Origin of the sequence: Paracoccus aminovorans (assembly GCF_001546115.1) — a bacterium.
In the GTDB taxonomy this organism is placed as follows: domain Bacteria; phylum Pseudomonadota; class Alphaproteobacteria; order Rhodobacterales; family Rhodobacteraceae; genus Paracoccus; species Paracoccus aminovorans_B.
In genome coordinates, this window is record NZ_KQ955208.1 from 2,215,270 (window position 1) to 2,232,049 (window position 16,780).

At 65.2% G+C, this 16,780-nt stretch carries 12 protein-coding genes and 2 pseudogenes; 7 read left to right on the forward strand and 7 right to left on the reverse strand.

From position 1 onward, the window contains the following. Position 1 precedes the first annotated feature (1 nt). From rpsG to tuf, 3 genes are all read left to right on the forward strand, one after another. Positions 2-472 carry a 30S ribosomal protein S7 gene (gene rpsG, locus ASV56_RS11300; protein WP_017999551.1) on the forward strand — a complete coding sequence of 157 codons (471 nt, stop codon included), beginning with the start codon at positions 2-4 and terminating at the stop codon, positions 470-472. A 12-nt stretch (positions 473-484) separates the two neighbouring features. Next, the gene (fusA, locus tag ASV56_RS11305) at positions 485-2,608 is read left to right on the forward strand and encodes an elongation factor G (protein ID WP_062562057.1); all 2,124 of its coding nucleotides are present in this window, start codon (positions 485-487) and stop codon (positions 2,606-2,608) included. Positions 2,609-2,673: 65 nt separating this feature from the next. Further along, positions 2,674-3,849, forward strand: coding sequence for an elongation factor Tu (gene tuf / locus ASV56_RS11310; RefSeq protein ID WP_062562058.1), 1,176 nt, complete (start codon positions 2,674-2,676; stop codon positions 3,847-3,849). Positions 3,850-4,054: 205 nt separating this feature from the next. Here tuf and ASV56_RS22720 read toward each other — a convergent pair whose 3' ends face one another. Next, positions 4,055-4,897 carry a glycosyltransferase 61 family protein gene (locus ASV56_RS22720; RefSeq protein ID WP_082724791.1) on the reverse strand — a complete coding sequence of 281 codons (843 nt, stop codon included), beginning with the start codon at positions 4,895-4,897 and terminating at the stop codon, positions 4,055-4,057. On the opposite strand from ASV56_RS22720, the gene ASV56_RS11325 reads away from it, so the two are divergent. Both ASV56_RS11325 and ASV56_RS11335 read left to right on the forward strand, forming a co-directional pair. Continuing rightward, positions 4,824-5,971 (forward strand): IS3 family transposase gene (locus ASV56_RS11325; RefSeq protein WP_437435906.1). Its coding sequence is split into 2 segments (ribosomal slippage): positions 4,824-5,079 and positions 5,079-5,971, totalling 1,149 coding nucleotides; the frame shifts between segments, so codons are not numbered across the junction. The genes ASV56_RS22720 and ASV56_RS11325 overlap by 74 nt on opposite strands. Before the next feature lie 649 nt (positions 5,972-6,620). Beyond that, positions 6,621-7,747: pseudogene (locus ASV56_RS11335) on the forward strand (IS3 family transposase). Between the two features lie 101 nt (positions 7,748-7,848). Here ASV56_RS11335 and ASV56_RS22725 read toward each other — a convergent pair. Next, positions 7,849-8,676, reverse strand: a pseudogene (locus tag ASV56_RS22725) (IS66 family transposase zinc-finger binding domain-containing protein); the annotation flags it as partial. Positions 8,677-8,817: 141 nt separating this feature from the next. Continuing rightward, positions 8,818-8,991 carry an IS66 family insertion sequence element accessory protein TnpB gene (gene tnpB / locus ASV56_RS24425; protein ID WP_367577094.1) on the reverse strand — a complete coding sequence of 58 codons (174 nt, stop codon included), beginning with the start codon at positions 8,989-8,991 and terminating at the stop codon, positions 8,818-8,820. 620 nt (positions 8,992-9,611) lie between these two features. Here tnpB and ASV56_RS11360 point away from each other — a divergent pair. Together ASV56_RS11360 and ASV56_RS11365 are read left to right on the forward strand one after the other, a co-directional pair. After that, entirely contained in the window at positions 9,612-10,955 is a 1,344-nt protein-coding gene (locus tag ASV56_RS11360; protein WP_062562063.1) for an NAD(P)/FAD-dependent oxidoreductase, read from the forward strand. Between the two features lie 185 nt (positions 10,956-11,140). Next, positions 11,141-12,307, forward strand: a complete 1,167-nt coding sequence (locus tag ASV56_RS11365; protein WP_062562064.1) for a M20 aminoacylase family protein — start codon at positions 11,141-11,143, stop codon at positions 12,305-12,307. Between the two features lie 86 nt (positions 12,308-12,393). On the opposite strand, the gene lpdA is transcribed toward ASV56_RS11365, so the two are convergent. The 4 genes from lpdA to queA are packed head-to-tail and all read right to left on the reverse strand — an operon-like array spanning position 12,394 to position 16,772. Then, the gene (gene lpdA / locus ASV56_RS11370) at positions 12,394-13,785 is read right to left on the reverse strand and encodes a dihydrolipoyl dehydrogenase (RefSeq protein ID WP_062562065.1); all 1,392 of its coding nucleotides are present in this window, start codon (positions 13,783-13,785) and stop codon (positions 12,394-12,396) included. A gap of 45 nt (positions 13,786-13,830) precedes the next feature. Next, a complete protein-coding gene (locus ASV56_RS11375) occupies positions 13,831-14,412 on the reverse strand; it encodes a DUF924 family protein (protein WP_062562066.1) in 582 nt (193 codons plus the stop codon). Positions 14,413-14,469: 57 nt separating this feature from the next. Further along, positions 14,470-15,717: an MFS transporter gene (locus ASV56_RS11380; RefSeq protein ID WP_062562329.1), complete on the reverse strand. Its 1,248-nt coding sequence runs from the start codon at positions 15,715-15,717 to the stop codon at positions 14,470-14,472. Then, on the reverse strand, positions 15,717-16,772 hold the full coding sequence (queA, locus tag ASV56_RS11385; protein WP_062562067.1) for a tRNA preQ1(34) S-adenosylmethionine ribosyltransferase-isomerase QueA: 1,056 nt from the start codon (positions 16,770-16,772) through the stop codon (positions 15,717-15,719). The genes ASV56_RS11380 and queA overlap by 1 nt, the downstream gene beginning before the upstream one ends. Between the last annotated feature and the right edge of the window lie 8 nt (positions 16,773-16,780).

The window sequence follows — 16,780 nt, forward strand, 5'->3', positions numbered from 1 at the left end:
TATGTCTCGTCGTCACGCCGCTGAGAAGCGCGAAGTCCTGCCCGACGCCAAATATGGCGATCGCGTGCTGACCAAATTCATGAACAACCTGATGATCGACGGCAAGAAATCCGTCGCCGAGCGCATCGTCTACAGCGCCCTTGACCGCGTTCAGGGCAAGCTGAAGCGCGAGCCCATCGAGGTGTTCCACGAAGCCCTCGACAACGTGAAGCCTTCGGTCGAAGTGCGTTCGCGTCGCGTCGGTGGTGCCACCTACCAGGTTCCGGTCGAAGTGCGTCCGACCCGCCGCGAGGCTCTGGCCATCCGCTGGCTGATCACCGCTGCGAAGAACCGCAACGAACACACCATGGAAGAGCGTCTGGCCGGCGAGCTGGCCGATGCGGTCAACGGCCGCGGCACGGCCGTGAAGAAGCGTGAAGACACGCATAAAATGGCCGACGCCAACAAGGCGTTCAGCCACTACCGCTGGTAAGGGAAGGCTATCATGGCACGCGAATACCCGCTGGAGCGGTATCGGAACTTCGGGATCATGGCCCACATCGATGCGGGCAAGACCACGATGACCGAACGCATCCTGTTCTACACCGGCAAGAACCACAAGATCGGCGAGACGCATGACGGCGCCTCGACGATGGATTGGATGGAGCAGGAAGCCGAGCGCGGCATCACCATCACCTCGGCGGCGACGACGACCTTCTGGCAGCGCCATGAAGACACCGACTTCATCGAGGACCAGTCGCAGCGCAACCGCTTCAACATCATCGACACCCCCGGCCACGTCGACTTCACCATCGAGGTCGAGCGTTCGCTGGCGGTTCTGGACGGCGCGATCTGCCTGCTGGACGGCAACGCCGGCGTCGAGCCGCAGACCGAAACCGTGTGGCGTCAGGCTGACCGCTACAAGGTTCCGCGCATCGTCTTCGTCAACAAGATGGACAAGATCGGCGCCGACTATTTCAACTGCGTGCGCATGGTCAAGGACCGCACCGGCGGCACCCCGTGCCCGATCGCCCTGCCGATCGGCGCCGAGGACACGCTGGAAGGCATCATCGACCTGATCAAGATGGAAGAATGGGTCTGGAAGGGCGAGGATCTGGGCGCAAGCTGGGTCCGTCAGCCGATCCGGGCCGAGCTTCAGGATCTGGCCGAGGAATGGCGCGGCAAGATGATCGAGCTTGCCGTGGACATGGACGACGCGGCCATGGAAGCCTATCTGGAAGGCAACGAACCGGACGAGCCGACCCTGCGGGCGCTGATCCGCAAGGGCACGCTGTCGCTGTCGTTCTTCCCGATGATGGCCGGCTCGGCCTTCAAGAACAAGGGCGTGCAGCCGCTGCTGAACGCCGTGGTCGACTTCCTGCCGGCGCCGACCGACGTTCCCGCTTATCTGGGCTTCGCCCCGGGCGACGAGACCGAGACCCGCAACATCGAGCGTTCCGCCTCGGACGAGCAGCCCTTCTCGGCGCTGGCGTTCAAGATCATGAACGACCCCTTCGTCGGCTCGCTGACCTTCACGCGCATCTATTCGGGCGCGCTGAAGAAGGGCGACCAGATGCTGAACGCGACCAAGGGCAAGCGCGAGCGCGTCGGCCGGATGATGGTGATGCACGCCATCAACCGCGAAGAGATCGACGAGGCCTTCGCCGGCGACATCATCGCGCTGGCCGGTCTGAAGGACACCACCACGGGCGACACGCTGTGCGACCCGAACAAGCCGGTGGTGCTGGAGACCATGACCTTCCCCGAGCCGGTGATCGAGATCGCCGTCGAGCCGAAGTCGAAGGCCGACCAGGAAAAGATGGGCCTGGCCCTGCAGCGCCTGTCCGCCGAGGACCCGTCCTTCCGCGTCGAGACCGACATCGAGTCGGGCCAGACCATCATGAAGGGCATGGGCGAACTTCACCTCGACATCCTCGTGGACCGCATGAAGCGCGAGTTCAAGGTCGAGGCGAACATCGGCGCGCCGCAGGTGGCCTATCGCGAGACCATCTCGCGCGAAGCCGAGATCGACTACACGCACAAGAAGCAGACCGGCGGTACCGGCCAGTTCGCGCGCGTCAAGCTGGTCATCACCCCGACCGAGCCGGGCGAGGGCTACTCGTTCGAATCGAAGATCGTCGGCGGTGCGGTGCCGAAGGAATACATCCCCGGCGTCGAAAAAGGCATCAAGTCCGTCATGGACTCGGGCCCGCTGGCCGGCTTCCCGGTGATCGACTTCAAGGTGGCGCTGATCGACGGTGCCTTCCATGACGTCGACTCCTCGGTCCTGGCCTTCGAGATCGCCGCGCGTGCCGCCATGCGTGAAGGTCTGAAGAAAGCCGGCGCCAAGCTGCTGGAACCGATCATGAAGGTCGAAGTCGTGACGCCGGAGGAATACACCGGCTCGATCATCGGCGACCTGACCAGCCGTCGCGGCATGGTGCGCGGCCAGGATACCCGCGGCAACGCCAATGTCATCGACTCCATGGTGCCGCTGGCCAACATGTTCGGCTACATCAACAACCTGCGCTCGATGTCCTCGGGCCGCGCGGTGTTCACCATGCTGTTCGACCATTACGAGGCCGTGCCGCAGAACATCTCGGACGAGATCCAGAAGAAATACGCCTGATCGGGATGGCGGGGCTTCGCGCCCCGCCTTTCCTCGTGAAACACAAAGACTAGGGAGCCCTGCTCATGGCAAAGGCAAAGTTTGAACGGACGAAACCGCACGTCAACATCGGGACGATCGGCCACGTTGACCACGGCAAGACGACGCTGACGGCTGCGATCACGAAATACTTCGGCGAATTCAAGGCCTACGACCAGATCGACGGCGCGCCGGAAGAGCGTGCCCGCGGCATCACGATCTCGACCGCGCATGTGGAATACGAATCGGACGCGCGCCACTATGCGCATGTGGACTGCCCCGGCCACGCCGACTACGTGAAGAACATGATCACCGGCGCGGCGCAGATGGACGGCGCCATCCTGGTGGTGAACGCCGCCGACGGCCCGATGCCGCAGACGCGCGAGCACATCCTGCTGGGCCGCCAGGTCGGCATCCCCTACATGGTCGTCTACCTGAACAAGGTCGACCAGGTGGACGATCCGGAACTGCTGGAACTGGTCGAGATGGAAGTGCGCGAGCTGCTGTCGTCCTATGACTACCCCGGCGACGACATCCCGATCATCAAGGGCTCGGCGCTGGCGGCGCTGGAAGGCCGCGACAAGGAGATCGGCGAGGATTCGATCCGCGCGCTGATCGCCGCCGTGGACGAATACATCCCGACGCCGGAGCGCGCCGTGGACCAGCCGTTCCTGATGCCGATCGAGGACGTGTTCTCGATCTCGGGCCGCGGCACCGTGGTGACCGGCCGCGTCGAGCGCGGTGCGGTGAACGTGGGCGACGAACTGGAGATCGTCGGCATCCGCGACACCAAGAAGACCACCTGCACCGGCGTCGAGATGTTCCGCAAGCTCTTGGACCGCGGGGAAGCCGGCGACAACATCGGCGCGCTCTTGCGCGGCGTCGACCGTGACGGCGTCGAGCGCGGCCAGGTGCTGTGCAAGCCGGGTTCGGTGAAGCCGCACACCACCTTCGAGGCCGAGGCCTATATCCTGACCAAGGAAGAGGGCGGCCGGCACACGCCGTTCTTCGCCAACTACCGGCCGCAGTTCTATTTCCGGACCACGGACGTGACCGGGACGGTGAAGCTGCCGGAAGGCACCGAGATGGTGATGCCGGGCGACAACCTGAAGTTCGAGGTCGAGCTGATCGCGCCGATCGCGATGGAAGAGAAGCTGCGCTTCGCCATCCGCGAAGGCGGCCGCACGGTTGGTGCCGGCGTGGTGTCGAAGATCATCAAGTGATGCTGCGGGGCGGGGCTCTGGTCCCGCCCGGTCGAGTCATCGCCGCGTGATCCGGTCCGAGAGATCGGCGGGATATCGCGGCGAGACGGGCCTGCTCCGGAGACGGGGCGGGCCTTTTGCTTTTGGCGGAGCTAGGATGAAGGGGCCAGCGCGAGGGACTGAAGAGAGAGGCCGGTCCTACAAGTCATCTTTGACCCGTTTGATCCTAAATGTTCGCTATTCCGGCCCCGCTGAACACAGCGCGAATGTGCTCCTCGGTTCTGCCCCGGTCAATATCATGCTGCTTCAAAACCGCTGCGCGCCACGCATGAGCATCCTTGCGAACAGCCGCTTGATATTCTTCGGGCCTCCAATGGGTTGACAAGTCGATCCCATGTCGTGCGAAGATTGCTAGCAGCTTGTCAGCGTTGTGAAAGGCGATGCCGCGTTCCGCTATGTCTGTGCCGTCGTTGCGCAAAGGCCGTGCGAAGCTCTGGATCACTGGCGCATATTCCAGCTTGCGGCAGCGTGGCGCCAGTTGCATTTGGGCAAGTGTACTGAGCGGTCGGCGGCGCAGCACTAGAATCTCTTGGTCGACCCGACCCAGCAATTGCCGTCCGTGCATGGCCGAGCCCTCGGCGAAGATCAACAGCTTCGCGCCAGCGTAAAGCGCCATTTGCCGGCGAATGCTTTCATGCCGACAATCAAGGATAGTCACGCCCGCGCGTTGCAGCGCCGCAGTCAGCGCCGTCTCGCCTGCGGCCGCCCCGTTGCCGCGCGCCAGTTCATCCAAGCGCGGGACATAAAGTGCTTTGCTCTCGGCTTGTTCCAGGCGGCTAAGTCGCGGCAACTCGTCCAGAAGGTCTAGATACCATGGCTCTACGGGTTCGTTACCTAATGTTTCGGCCTGCGGGTTGAGCTGCTCCCCGGAAATCGGACAGTGACGGAAGCTACGATCTGACGTTTGCTGGTCTCCAAGAACGAGGAGATCAGGAATGCGGAAACGCAGAAACCATGACGCGGGCTTCAAGGCGCGCGTGGCGCTCGAGGCCGTTAAGGGCGAGCGCACTGTGTCAGAGCTGGCGGGCGAATACGGCGTGCATCCGACGATGATCCATCAATGGAAGAAGGCGCTGCTCGACGGAGCTGCGGATATCTTCGAGCGCGGCGGCAAGAAGCCCTCGACGGAGGTGGATGAAGAGACGGTCCGATCACTGCATGCCAAGATCGGGGAGCTGGCTGTCGCCAACGATTTTTTGTCACGAAAGCTCAAGCCGTGGACCGGAAAGTGAGGCGTGGGATGATCGAACGGAACCACCCGGCGCTGTCCATCGGGGCGCAGTGCCGCCTGCTGTCGATCTCGCGCTCGTCGTTCTACCACGAGCCGGCTGGAGAGACGGATCAGAACCTCGGCCTGATGCGGCTGATCGACCGGCAGTTCCTCGACACGCCGTTCTATGGGGTTCGCCAGATGACCTGGCACCTGCAGAACGAAGGCCATGGCGTGAACCAGAAGCGCATTCGGCGGCTCATGCGACTTATGCGCCTGATGCCGATCTATCAGAAGCCCAACACCAGCAAGCCGAGGAAGGGCCACAAGACCTGGCCCTACCTGCTGGGCGGGCTGCGGGTGGATCGTCCCGGCCAGGTCTGGTGCGCCGATATCACCTACCTGCCGATGCGGCGCGGCTTCCTGTATCTGGTGGCCATCATGGACTGGTTCACACGCAAGGTTCTGGCCTGGCGCATCTCGAACACGCTGGAGGCCGACTTCTGCGTTGAGGCGCTGAAGGAGGCCATCCACCGCTTCGGCGCGCCGGGGATCATGAACACTGACCAGGGCAGCCAGTTCACGTCCTTCGCCTGGACAGATCGGCTAAAGCGCGTCGGCACCCGCATCTCGATGGACGGCAAGGGGCGGTGCATCGACAATGTCTTCATCGAGCGCCTGTGGCGGTCCCTGAAATACGAATGCGTCTACCTGCATGCCTGGGAAACGGGGTCACAGGCCAAGGCTGCCATTGGCCGATGGATCACCTTCTACAACCACCAGAGGCCCCACACCGCCCATGGTGGACGGCCACCCGCCGTGGTTTACTTCAACAATATCGAAATCGATCAGCAAGCGCAGGCAGTAGCTTAAATATCCCCGAAAACTGTCCAAGGATCGGGGAGTAGCTCAGGTAGACATACAGTTGCGTCGCGATGCAGGGGGCGGTTACAAAGCCTATCTGGTCAGGAGGCAGGCCCAGCCAGGCCATGACAGACCAGAAAAAGGGCGGCACATCGCTAGCTACCTTGCCAGGCGGAAGCGTGAACAAGACTCGCGCTTCCGGATGCCTGTAAAGACCCAAAGGCAGCCGGCTGACATGCTCGGCTACCAAGTGGCCGAAGTGAAAGAAACAGCGCCCGCCCCATATTACTGCCTCGCTTATCCGCGGGCCGCGCCGCCAAGTCGAACGGGCATTCCTGTCGCGATACTGGCCGTGCACACGGTGTCTCACGATCGGCATATTCTCGAAATCGGACCATACCGGTCCTCCGTCGAATAGCAGGTTGCTATTGTAGAACCGCGTAGCTGGGACAAGCCGGATATCTGCAACTGTTAAACCAGGGGGGACTGCGAGACCCGGCCGAGCCCCGCGCCAGTCGGCGACGGGCTCGGTGCAAGTTGGCCGATGCCGCGATCCGGGCCACCACGCTAGAAACCGACTTCGTGTAAGGCGTGGAGTGCCCCCACTGAAGTGGTCCACCCACTGGGATAGAAATATCCTGTTCAGGAGGACCATCAGATGGCAGGCAAGCGAGACAAACCGGAAGACATCGTTCTGAAGCTTCGACAGATTGAAGTGCTTCAGCGACAGGGAATGGCAATTTCCGACGCGGTGCGGCAGATCGGCGTGACCGAGCCGACGTATTATCGCTGGCGCAAGCAGTATGGCGGCATGAACCGGGATCAGCTGAAGCGTCTCAAGGAGCTTGAGGCGGAGATCCAGCGGTTGCGGCGCGCGGTGTCAGATCTGACCTTGGACAAGATGATCCTGAGCGAGGCTGCACGGGGAAACTTCTAAGCCCTTCGCGCCGTCGCCAGTGCATTGACCATGTGCGGCAGGCGCTCGGCATATCCGAGCGCCGCGCCTGCCGCATCCTCGGGCAGCACCGCTCGACGCAACGCAAGGTTCCTTGCGGCGCCCCGGACGAAGAACGGCTGACGGAAGACATCATCACGCTCGCTCGCACCTACGGGCGATATGGCTATCGGATGATCACCGGATTGCTGAACAACGCCGGTTGGCATGTAAATCATAAACGCGTGGAACGGATATGGTGGCGTGAAGGGCTGAAGGTCCCGCAAAAGCAGGCAAAGAAGGGTCGGCTCTGGTTGAACGACGGGTCCTGCGTCCGTCTCCGGCCGGAGCACCCGAACCACGTCTGGTCCTATGATTTCGTTCAGGACCGGACACATGACGGACGGCTGTTTCGGACGCTCAATATCATCGACGAATTCACGAAGGAGGCGCTGGTGATCCGTATAAACCGCAGGCTCAATTCCACCGACGTAATCGACGCCCTCACGGATCTGTTCATCTTGCGTGGCCCGCCTGCGTTCATAAAGTCCGACAATGGCGCGGAATTCATTGCCAAGAAGGTGCAGGGCTGGATCGGCGCAGATGGTGCCAAGACCGCGTTCATCGAGCCGGGTTCACCCTGGGAGAACGGGTAGTGCGAGAGCTTCAACGCTCGATTCCGCGACGAACTCCTGGATGCAGAAGTCTTCTATTCGCTCAGGGAGGCCCAGATCCTCATCGAGCGATGGCGCCGCCACTACAACACTGTCAGGCCGCACAGCTCCCTGGGATACCGCCCACCCGCACCGGAAGCCGTCATCCCAATAGACCAGCGGCCGACGATGCACTAACAATCAACCCGGACCACTCGGTGGGGGCAGTCCAGGCGGCGTCTCGACCCGCCGCGTGGACGAACTGTGCAGGCCATGGGTCTCAGCGGCATCTCGAAGAGCACGGTTGTGTCATCGGCATGCAATCGTTCCGCCCCGAGAACATGGGCACGGATCAGATCGTGGAGGGGTTGCAGCCGACCTGATCGGCGAGGGTGGACAGGCTGATCTCGACGCCCTCCTTCGCGTAGCGTTCGGCCTGTCTGTTCAGGGGTTGGTGCTGGCCGCATCGCCGTGGTCCCTCGGACCAGTGGCGTTCCCATGGCTCGATCTCGAACAGCACCATGGCCAGCAGATTGGGACCGGCCCAGCCCCGCGGTGTCGGATGGAACGGTGCCGGCGGCTGGCTGATCTTCTCGCAGTCGCGGCAGGTGAACTTCTCGCGGACGGTCTGGATCACCTTCCACTGCCGGGGAATCACCTCCAGCGCCTCGGTGATGTCCTCGCCCATCTTCACGATGCGCGCAGATCCACGAGCCGGGTGCAGCAGGTCGGGGCCTCGACCACCACGCGCTCACGGGGCAGATGATCCGGGAACGGCTTGCGGGCCGGGCGGCCGCGTTCGAATGCCGTGACCGTGGTCCTGGAAGCGGCGGCATCCGCCTTTGCACGATCCTGTTCAAGGTCCGTCTCGAGGTCCTCAGGCTGCATCTCGAGTTGTTCGATCAGCCGGGCATGACGTTCGGCACTGTGGCCATATCGATCGCGCCGGAGTTTGGCGATCTGGAGCCGCAGGTGCCGGATCATCTCCTCGGCGGCCGAGACGACGGCCTGGGCCTGGATCAGTTCGCTCCTGGCGGCGACCAGAGCGCCCTCCGCGGCAGATGCGCGGGCCTCTGCCGCGGCAAGGCGGCGCGCAGGACAGCGATCTCCGAAGGGGTCTCCGACATGCCGAAGACTTGCCCCATGTCGATATAATGCCAATGAAACAAGGGGATTGTAGCGCATCACCCGATGCAGGCCGCTGTGTCCAGCGTGGATTGCGCCAGTCGATGTTCGCGGCCTCACTCGAACCAGTGGCGTTCGTCCGCTCACTCCGGAAGAGAGCCGAGCTGCGCCACCGAGACCGGAACGGCCGAGCCATTCTGGCTCACCGGCCAGATGAACGTCCCGGCCTCCAGCCGCTTCACATAGGGCGACATCCCGACGCCATCGTGCCAGAGCAGCTTGATCAGGTCGCCCTTGCGTCCCCGGAAGCAGAAGATCTCTCCGCCGTGCGGATCACGCCCCCAGGCTGTTCATCCCGCACCGCATGTCGGTCACACCACTCGCGATCCAGACCTTCACTCCGGCAGGCAATCATCGAGGATCCAGCACGCCCAACAGCGCTGCGAGATGCGCTGGAGCCAGAGACGCAGGGATCGTCATGCGGCGCCCGTTCGTCAGCGTGATGTCGATCCGACCGTCGTCGGCTTCCCACGAGGGTTGCCCCGCCGACGCGGGCGACCCACCCTCCATCACCAAGGGCACGAAACCACTGCCAGGAACCGGTGCAGCAAGAGCCCCGCTACGATACTCGCGCCGTCAGATCGAAAGCAGCGAACGCGAAATCCCATACCGGCGGGCCGTCGCCGAGCCCTGCCGGTAGCCGCGCAGGCTCTCGTCCACGATCCGCAACTTGTCCTCGTCTGACCAGTGCCGGCGACGACCGATCCCATCGGCCGCAAAGATCTCGATCGGGGAAACAACTGAAGCGCATGACATAAGGCAATGCCTTGCGACCATTTGATCAATCACAGCAGACGGCCCTCACCGCAGGCACATTCCGATCCTACCATCACCACCCTCCTTGCCCCCCACCGCATCCCGCCCTAACCTCCGCGCCATGCAGACCGGCGGTGCCATCACCCTTTCGCAACCCGCGCGCTTCCCGGGCCCGCCGCCGGACAGCGCCGATGCCGTCATCATCGGCGGCGGCATCGCCGGCGTGATGACCGCGCTCTACCTCGCCCGCGCCGGCCAGCGCGTCGTGCTTTGTGAAAAGGGCCGCATCGCCGGCGAGCAAAGCTCGCGCAACTGGGGCTGGGTGCGCCAGCAGGGACGCGACCCGGCCGAACTGCCGATCATGATCGAATCGCTGCGGCTCTGGGACAGCCTGAACCAGCAGTTGCGCGAGGCGGTCGGCCTGCATCGCACCGGCACCACCTATCTCGCCAACACCCCGGCCGATCTGGACAATTTCGAAAGCTGGCTGCCGCATGCCCGCCAGCACGGGCTCGACACCCGCATGATGACCCGGGCCGAACTCGACGCGCTGCTGCCGAATGCCGCCGGCTGGCTCGGCGCGCTGCATACCGCCAGCGACGCCCGGGCCGAGCCATGGACCGCCGTTCCCGCCATCGCCGCGCTGGCCGCCTCCGAGGGCGCTAGCCTGCACGAGGATTGCGCCGTGCGTGGCATCGAAACCGCCGCCGGCCGCGTCTCGGGCGTTGTGACCGAACACGGTCCTGTTGCCGCGCCGCTGGTGCTGCTGGCCGGAGGCGCCTGGTCAGGGCTTTTTGCCGGCAATGCCGGGCTGCGCCTGCCGCAGCTTTCCGTGCGCGCCACTGTTGCTGCGACCGGGCCGATGCCCGAGTTCTTTCCCGGCAATGCCGCCGATTCCGGCTTTGCCTTCCGTCGCCGCGCCGATGGCGGCTATACGCTGGCGCAGGGCATCGGCCATGATTTCTGGACCGGCCCGGCGGCCTTTCGCAACCTCGTGGCCTATCTGCCGCAGATCCGCCGCGACCTGCGCCACACCCGGCTGCAACTGGCGGCGCCCTCGGGCTATCCGGACGGCTGGGCTACGCCGCGACGCTGGGCGCTGGACCGGGAAACCCCGTTCGAACGGATGCGGGTGCTGGATCCCGCGCCGAACCTTGGCCGCATCGCCCGGCTCTCGGACGATTTCGCGGCGGCCTTCCCGGCCCTGGGCCGGCCGGTGATCGCCCGCGCCTGGGCCGGGATGATCGACGTTTTGCCCGATCAGGTGCCGGTCCTGGACGAAAGCCCGGTGCCGGGTCTGTTCGTCGCCACCGGACTGTCCAGCCACGGTTTCGGCATCGGACCGGGCGTCGGGCGGGTCATGGCCGACCTGATGACCGGCCGGCCGGCGGGCCATGACCTGACCCGCTTCCGCTATGGCCGCTTCGGCGATGGCTCCAGGATCGAGCTCGGATTCTCGATCTGACGGTGCACGCCCGGTGTACGCGCGGTGTACGCCTGCGGCACGCGGATCACCGCGAAAATCCCGGCAATTGCCGGGGTTTCTGCATTCCGGGCCCGGGGCGGTGCACCGCGCAACGCACGCCGCCGTTGCGCGGCCTTGCGGTGCGGAGCGAAAGGCGTAACCTTCGGCGCGAAGGAGAGTGTCCCATGCCCGTCAAGAACCGCTTTGCCGAACTGCTGCCCGAGATCACCGCCTGGCGCCGCGACTTTCACGAGAACCCAGAGCTGGACTATGACGTCCATCGCACCGCCGGCCGCGTCGCCGAGCTTCTGCGCGCCTTCGGCGTGGACGAGGTGACCGAGGGCATCGGCCGCACCGGCGTCGTGGGCGTGATCAAAGGCCGTTCGGACAGCCAGGGCAGGGTGATCGGGCTGCGCGCCGACATGGACGCGCTGCCGATCGCCGAAAAGACCGGCGTGGATTATGCCTCGAAAAATCCGGGGGTTATGCATGCCTGCGGCCATGACGGCCACACCGCCATGCTGCTGGGCGCGGCGAAATACCTGGCCGAGACGCGCAATTTCGACGGTCGTGCCGTGGTCATCTTCCAGCCCGCCGAAGAGGGCGGCGGCGGCGGGCGCGCCATGGTCGAGGACGGGCTGGTCGAGCGCTGGGGCATCCAGGAATTCTATGGCATGCACAACATGCCCGGCTATCCGGTCGGCAGCTTCGCCATCCGCGAGGGCGCGATGATGGCCGCCACCGACCAGTTCGACATCGTGGTGACCGGCAAGGGCGGCCATGCCGCCAAGCCGCATGAGGCGATCGACACCACGCTGGTCGCGGCGCAGATCATCGTGGCGCTGCAATCGGTGGTCTCGCGCAACGTCGACCCGCTGAAAAGCGGCGTGATCTCAGTCTGCGTGGTGCAGACCGACTCGACCGCCCATAACGTCATTCCCCAGGTCGTGACGCTGAAAGGCACCGCCCGCAGCCTCGCTCCCGAGGTGCGCGACCAGCTCGAGGACGGCATCGCCCGCATCGCCACCAACACCGCCGCCGCCTTTGGCGCCCAGGCGGAGGTTCAATATGAACGCGGCTATCCGGTGACGATGAATGATCCGCAATCCACTGTTTATGCGGCGGAAGTCGCGCGATCTGTGGCGGGTGACGTGAATACCGAGATGGCGCCGCTGATGGCGGGCGAGGATTTCAGCTATATGCTGAATGCGCGGCCCGGCGCCTATATCTTCGTCGGCAATGGCGACACCGCGATGGTGCATCATCCGGCCTACAACTTCGACGACAATGCGATTCCGGCCGGTTCGAGCTGGTATGCCGGCATGGCCGAGGCGCGGATGCCGCTGGGCTGAACCCTTGCGCCGGGGGCTGTCTGCCCCCGGACCCCCGAGGATATTTCGGCAAGAAAGAAGCAGGGGGCGCGCGGCCCCCTTGTCCGTCAGAAATGGATGGCGCGGCCATAGGCCGAGAGCACGGATTCGTGCATCATCTCGGACAGGGTCGGGTGCGGGAACACCGTCTCCATCAGCTCGGCTTCGGTGGTTTCCAGCGTGCGGCCGACGACATAGCCCTGGATCAGCTCGGTGACCTCGGCGCCGACCATGTGGGCGCCCAGCAACTCGCCGGTCTTGGCGTCGAAGACGGTCTTGATCAGTCCCTCGGGTTCGCCGAGCGCGATGGCCTTGCCGTTGCCGATGAAGGGGAAGCGGCCGACCTTGATCTCGTAACCCGCTGCTTTCGCTTTCTCTTCGGTCAGGCCGACCGAGGCGACCTGCGGGTTGCAATAGGTGCAGCCGGGGATCGAGTTCGGCTTGATCGGGTGCGGGTGCTGGCCGGCGATCAGCTCCGCGACCATGACGCCTTCATGGCTGGCCTTGTGCGCCAGCCAGGGCGCGCCGGCCACGTCGCCGATGGCATAGAGTCCCTCGACACCGGTGCGGCAATATTCGTCGGTGACGACATGGGTGCGGTCGATCTTGGCGCCCAGCTTTTCCAGCCCGAGGTTTTCGACATTGCCGACGATGCCGACGGCCGAGATCACCGTGTCGAAGTCCTGCGTCTCGGTCTTGCCGTCCTTCTCGATATGGGCGGTGACCTTGCCGGGGGCGCGGTCCAGCTTCTTGACCGTGGCCTTTTCCAGGATCTTCATGCCCTGCTTGACGAATTGCTTCTTGGCCAAGGCGGAGATCTCGGCATCCTCGACCGGCAGCACGCGGTCCATGACCTCGACCACGGTGGTGTCGGCGCCCAGCGTGTTGAAGAAGCTGGCGAATTCGATGCCGATCGCACCCGAGCCGATCACCAGCAGCTTCTTGGGCATCCGCGGCGGTTGCAGCGCGTGCTTGTAGTTCCAGACCAGGTCGCCGTCCGCTTCCAGCCCCGGCAGGTTGCGGGCGCGGGCGCCGGTGGCGAGCACGATGGCCTTGCCGGTGACCTCCTCGGCCCCCTTGTCGGTCTTGACCGACAGCTTGCCGGGGGCGGTCAGCGTCGCCTCGCCCATGATGACGGTGACCTTGTTCTTTTTCAGCAGGTGGCCGACGCCGCCGGCGAGCTGTTTCGCCACGCCGCGCGAACGCTGCACCACGGCGCCGAGATCATAGCCGATCTTGTCGGCGGAGAGGCCGAATTCCTTGGCGCGGTGCATCAGGTGGAACACCTCGGCCGAGCGCAACAGCGCCTTGGTCGGGATGCAGCCCCAGTTCAGGCAGATGCCGCCCAGATGCTCGCGTTCGATCACCGCGACCTTCAGGCCCAGCTGCGCGCCGCGGATGGCGCAGACATAGCCGCCCGGGCCGGAACCGATCACCACCATGTCGAAGCCTTGCGCCATGGAATTCCCCCTCTGGAAAAAGATAGTTCAGCGTTAAACCATTTTTCAGACATCCACAAGCGACAGCTTGCCGGAGACCAGCGCGGCATAGCCGCCGGCCTGCATCACGCGGATTTCCGCCGGAGTCGGGTTGCGGCCCAGAGCCGCGTTGCGCCAGGGGAAGCGGCCGAATTTCGCGATCGTGTCGCGGTGGATCTGCGCGTGGCGCAGGCTTTCGCCGGGCATGAATTCCTGGAACAGCGCCACGGCGCGGTCCTGGTCGGCCAGGTCCTCGGAATGCTCGAAGGGCATGAAGAAGAACTGCCGCGCCGGCAGGCCGATGCGCCGGGGAAAGCCGCGGTCCAGCGCGGCGCGGGCCAGGTCGCGGGCCAGCGGGTCGGTCGCGAAGGCGCGGGCGTCCTCGCGGAACAGGTTGCGCGGGAACTGGTCGGTCAGGATCAGCGCGGCCAGCGCGCCCTCGGGCGTTGCGGCCCAGGCGGGGGCCAGTTCGGCGGCGCGTTCCCATATCGGCAGGAAGCGCTGGCGGATGGTTTCGTCCAGCAGATCCGAGCGGACATACCAGCCGGTTTCGCCGACCTCATCGAGCCAGAAGCGGTTGATCGCTTGCGGGGTGACGGTTTCGGTCATGCTCGGCCCTCCGTTTCCGCAGGATGGTTGCAGAGCCGGCCGGCCGCCGCAACCCCGTCAGTCGGGGCGCGGCGGGCCGTCGTCGGGGCCGGCGGTCTCCAGCGCCGCCTCGACCGCGATGGGGGTGGCCGAGGGGGCGATGACCGCAAAGCTCTGGTCCAGCATCGGCGCCGGGCGGCGGGTGCGGCGATAGAAGGTATAAAGCGCCAGCAGCGCCAGCAACGCGGCGATATAGACCCAGAATCCGTCCGGGCCCAGCCAGGACATCAGCCAGCCGGTGATCAGCGGCCCGGCCATGGCGCCGAGCCCGTTGATGAACAGCAGCCCGGCCGAGGCCGCCGCCATGTCGCTGTTGTCGAGGAAGTCGTTGGTATAGGCCAGCAGCAGCGAATAGACCGGGTTGGCGACGCCGCCGACCACGGCCGCCGCCAGCAGCAGGCCCCAGATCCCGGGCTGCAGCAGCACCGTCGCGCCCGCCACCGCCGTGCCCAGAATCGCCAGCCCCAGCACGATCAGCCGCCGGTCGCCGTGGTCGGAAAGCCAGCCCACCGGATATTGCAGCAAGAGGCCGCCCGCATAGATCGCCGCGACGAAGGCCGAGATCTCGCGCACCGACAGGCCCTTCATCGAGCCCCAGACCGAAGCCATGCCGAACAACGCCGAGAACACCCCGCCCATCAGGAACATGCCGATGCAGCCCAGCGGCGAGGCGGCGAAAAGGTCGCGAAAGCTCATCCGCTTCAGCGTGGCGAATTGCGGCGCCGGCTGGCGCGACAGCAGGATCGGCAGGAAGGACAGGCTGACCAGCACCGAGGGGATCACGAACAGCAGGTAGCCCGCCGGGTCCGCCGTGTTCATCAGCAGCTGCGCCGTGATGATGCCCAGCATCTGCATGATCATGTAGGCCGAGAGCGCCTGGCCGCGCGTCTCGTTGCTGGTCGAGGCGTTGAGCCAGCTTTCCGCGGTGATGTAGACGCCCGAAAAGCAGAAGCCGATCAAGAGCCGCATCGCCGCCCAGGCCAGCCATTCGGGCGCCGCCGCATAAAGGATCAGCACCGAGGAGATCAGCGAGCCGAGCGCCGCGAAGACCCGGACGTGGCCGACGCTGCGGATCATCTGCGGCACCACGCGCGAACCCAGCAGGAAGCCGCCGAAATAGGCCGCCATCACCACCGACATCTGCGTGGTCGAGATGCCCTCGATCTTGCCGCGCACGCCCAGCAGGGTGCCCTGCATGCCATTGCCGACCATCAGCAGAAGGATGCCCAGCAACAGCGGCCAGGTGGTGCGCAGAACGGTCAGCATCATTCCCTCGACGGTATCAGAAGCGAGGCATCGCCATAGCTGAAGAAGCGATAGCCCGATTCGACGGCATGGCGATAGATGGAGCGGATGCGATCCTGGCCCATCAGGGCTGAGACCAGCATCAGCAGCGTCGATTTCGGCAGGTGGAAATTCGTCATCAGCGCATCCGTCACCCGGAAGCGATAGCCCGGATAGATGAAGATTTCGGTCACGTCGCGGAACGGCCTCACCAGTCCCTCGGGCGTGGCCGCCGATTCGATCAGCCGCAGCGCCGTGGTGCCGACCGGGATCACCCTGCCGCCGGCGGCGCGGGCGGCGTTGATCGCGGCGGCGGCCTCAGCCGTGACCTCGCCCCATTCGCCGTGCATCTTGTGGGTGGTCACGTCCTCGACCTTGACCGGCAGGAAGGTGCCGGCGCCGACATGCAGCGTGACATGGGCGAAGCGCACGCCGCGCGCGCGCAGCGCCGCCAGCAGCGGCTCGTCGAAATGCAGGCTGGCGGTGGGGGCGGCGACGGCGCCGGAATGGCGGGCCCAGACGGTCTGGTAATCGGTCCGGTCGGCCTCGTCCGGCGCGCGCAGCGCGGCGATATAGGGCGGCAGCGGCATGGCGCCGACCTGGGCCAGCGCGGCGTCGAAGGCCTCGCCGGTTGTGTCGAAGCGCAGCCGCAGCCCGGCCTCGCCGATCTCGGCCACCTCGGCCGACAGCGCGTCCGAGAAGCGGATCACCTCGCCCTGCTTCAGCTTGCGCAGGGGCTTCGCCAGCGCGTTCCAGCCGTCGGCGGCGGGCTCCAGCAGCGTGATCTCGACCTTGGCCACCGCATCGCCCTGCGGCGTGGCGCGCCGGCGGGTGCCGGTCAGCCGTGCCGGGATGACCTTGGTGTCGTTCAGCACCAAAAGATCGCCCGGCCCCAGCAGTTCGGCCAGGTCGGCCACATGCAGGTCGCGGATCACGTCCCCCTGGGCCAGCAGCAACCGCGCCGCGGACCGTGGCCGCGCAGGGCGGGTCGCGATCAGCCCCTCGGGCAGGTGGAAGTCGAAATCCTCAAGTCTCATGCCCCGGG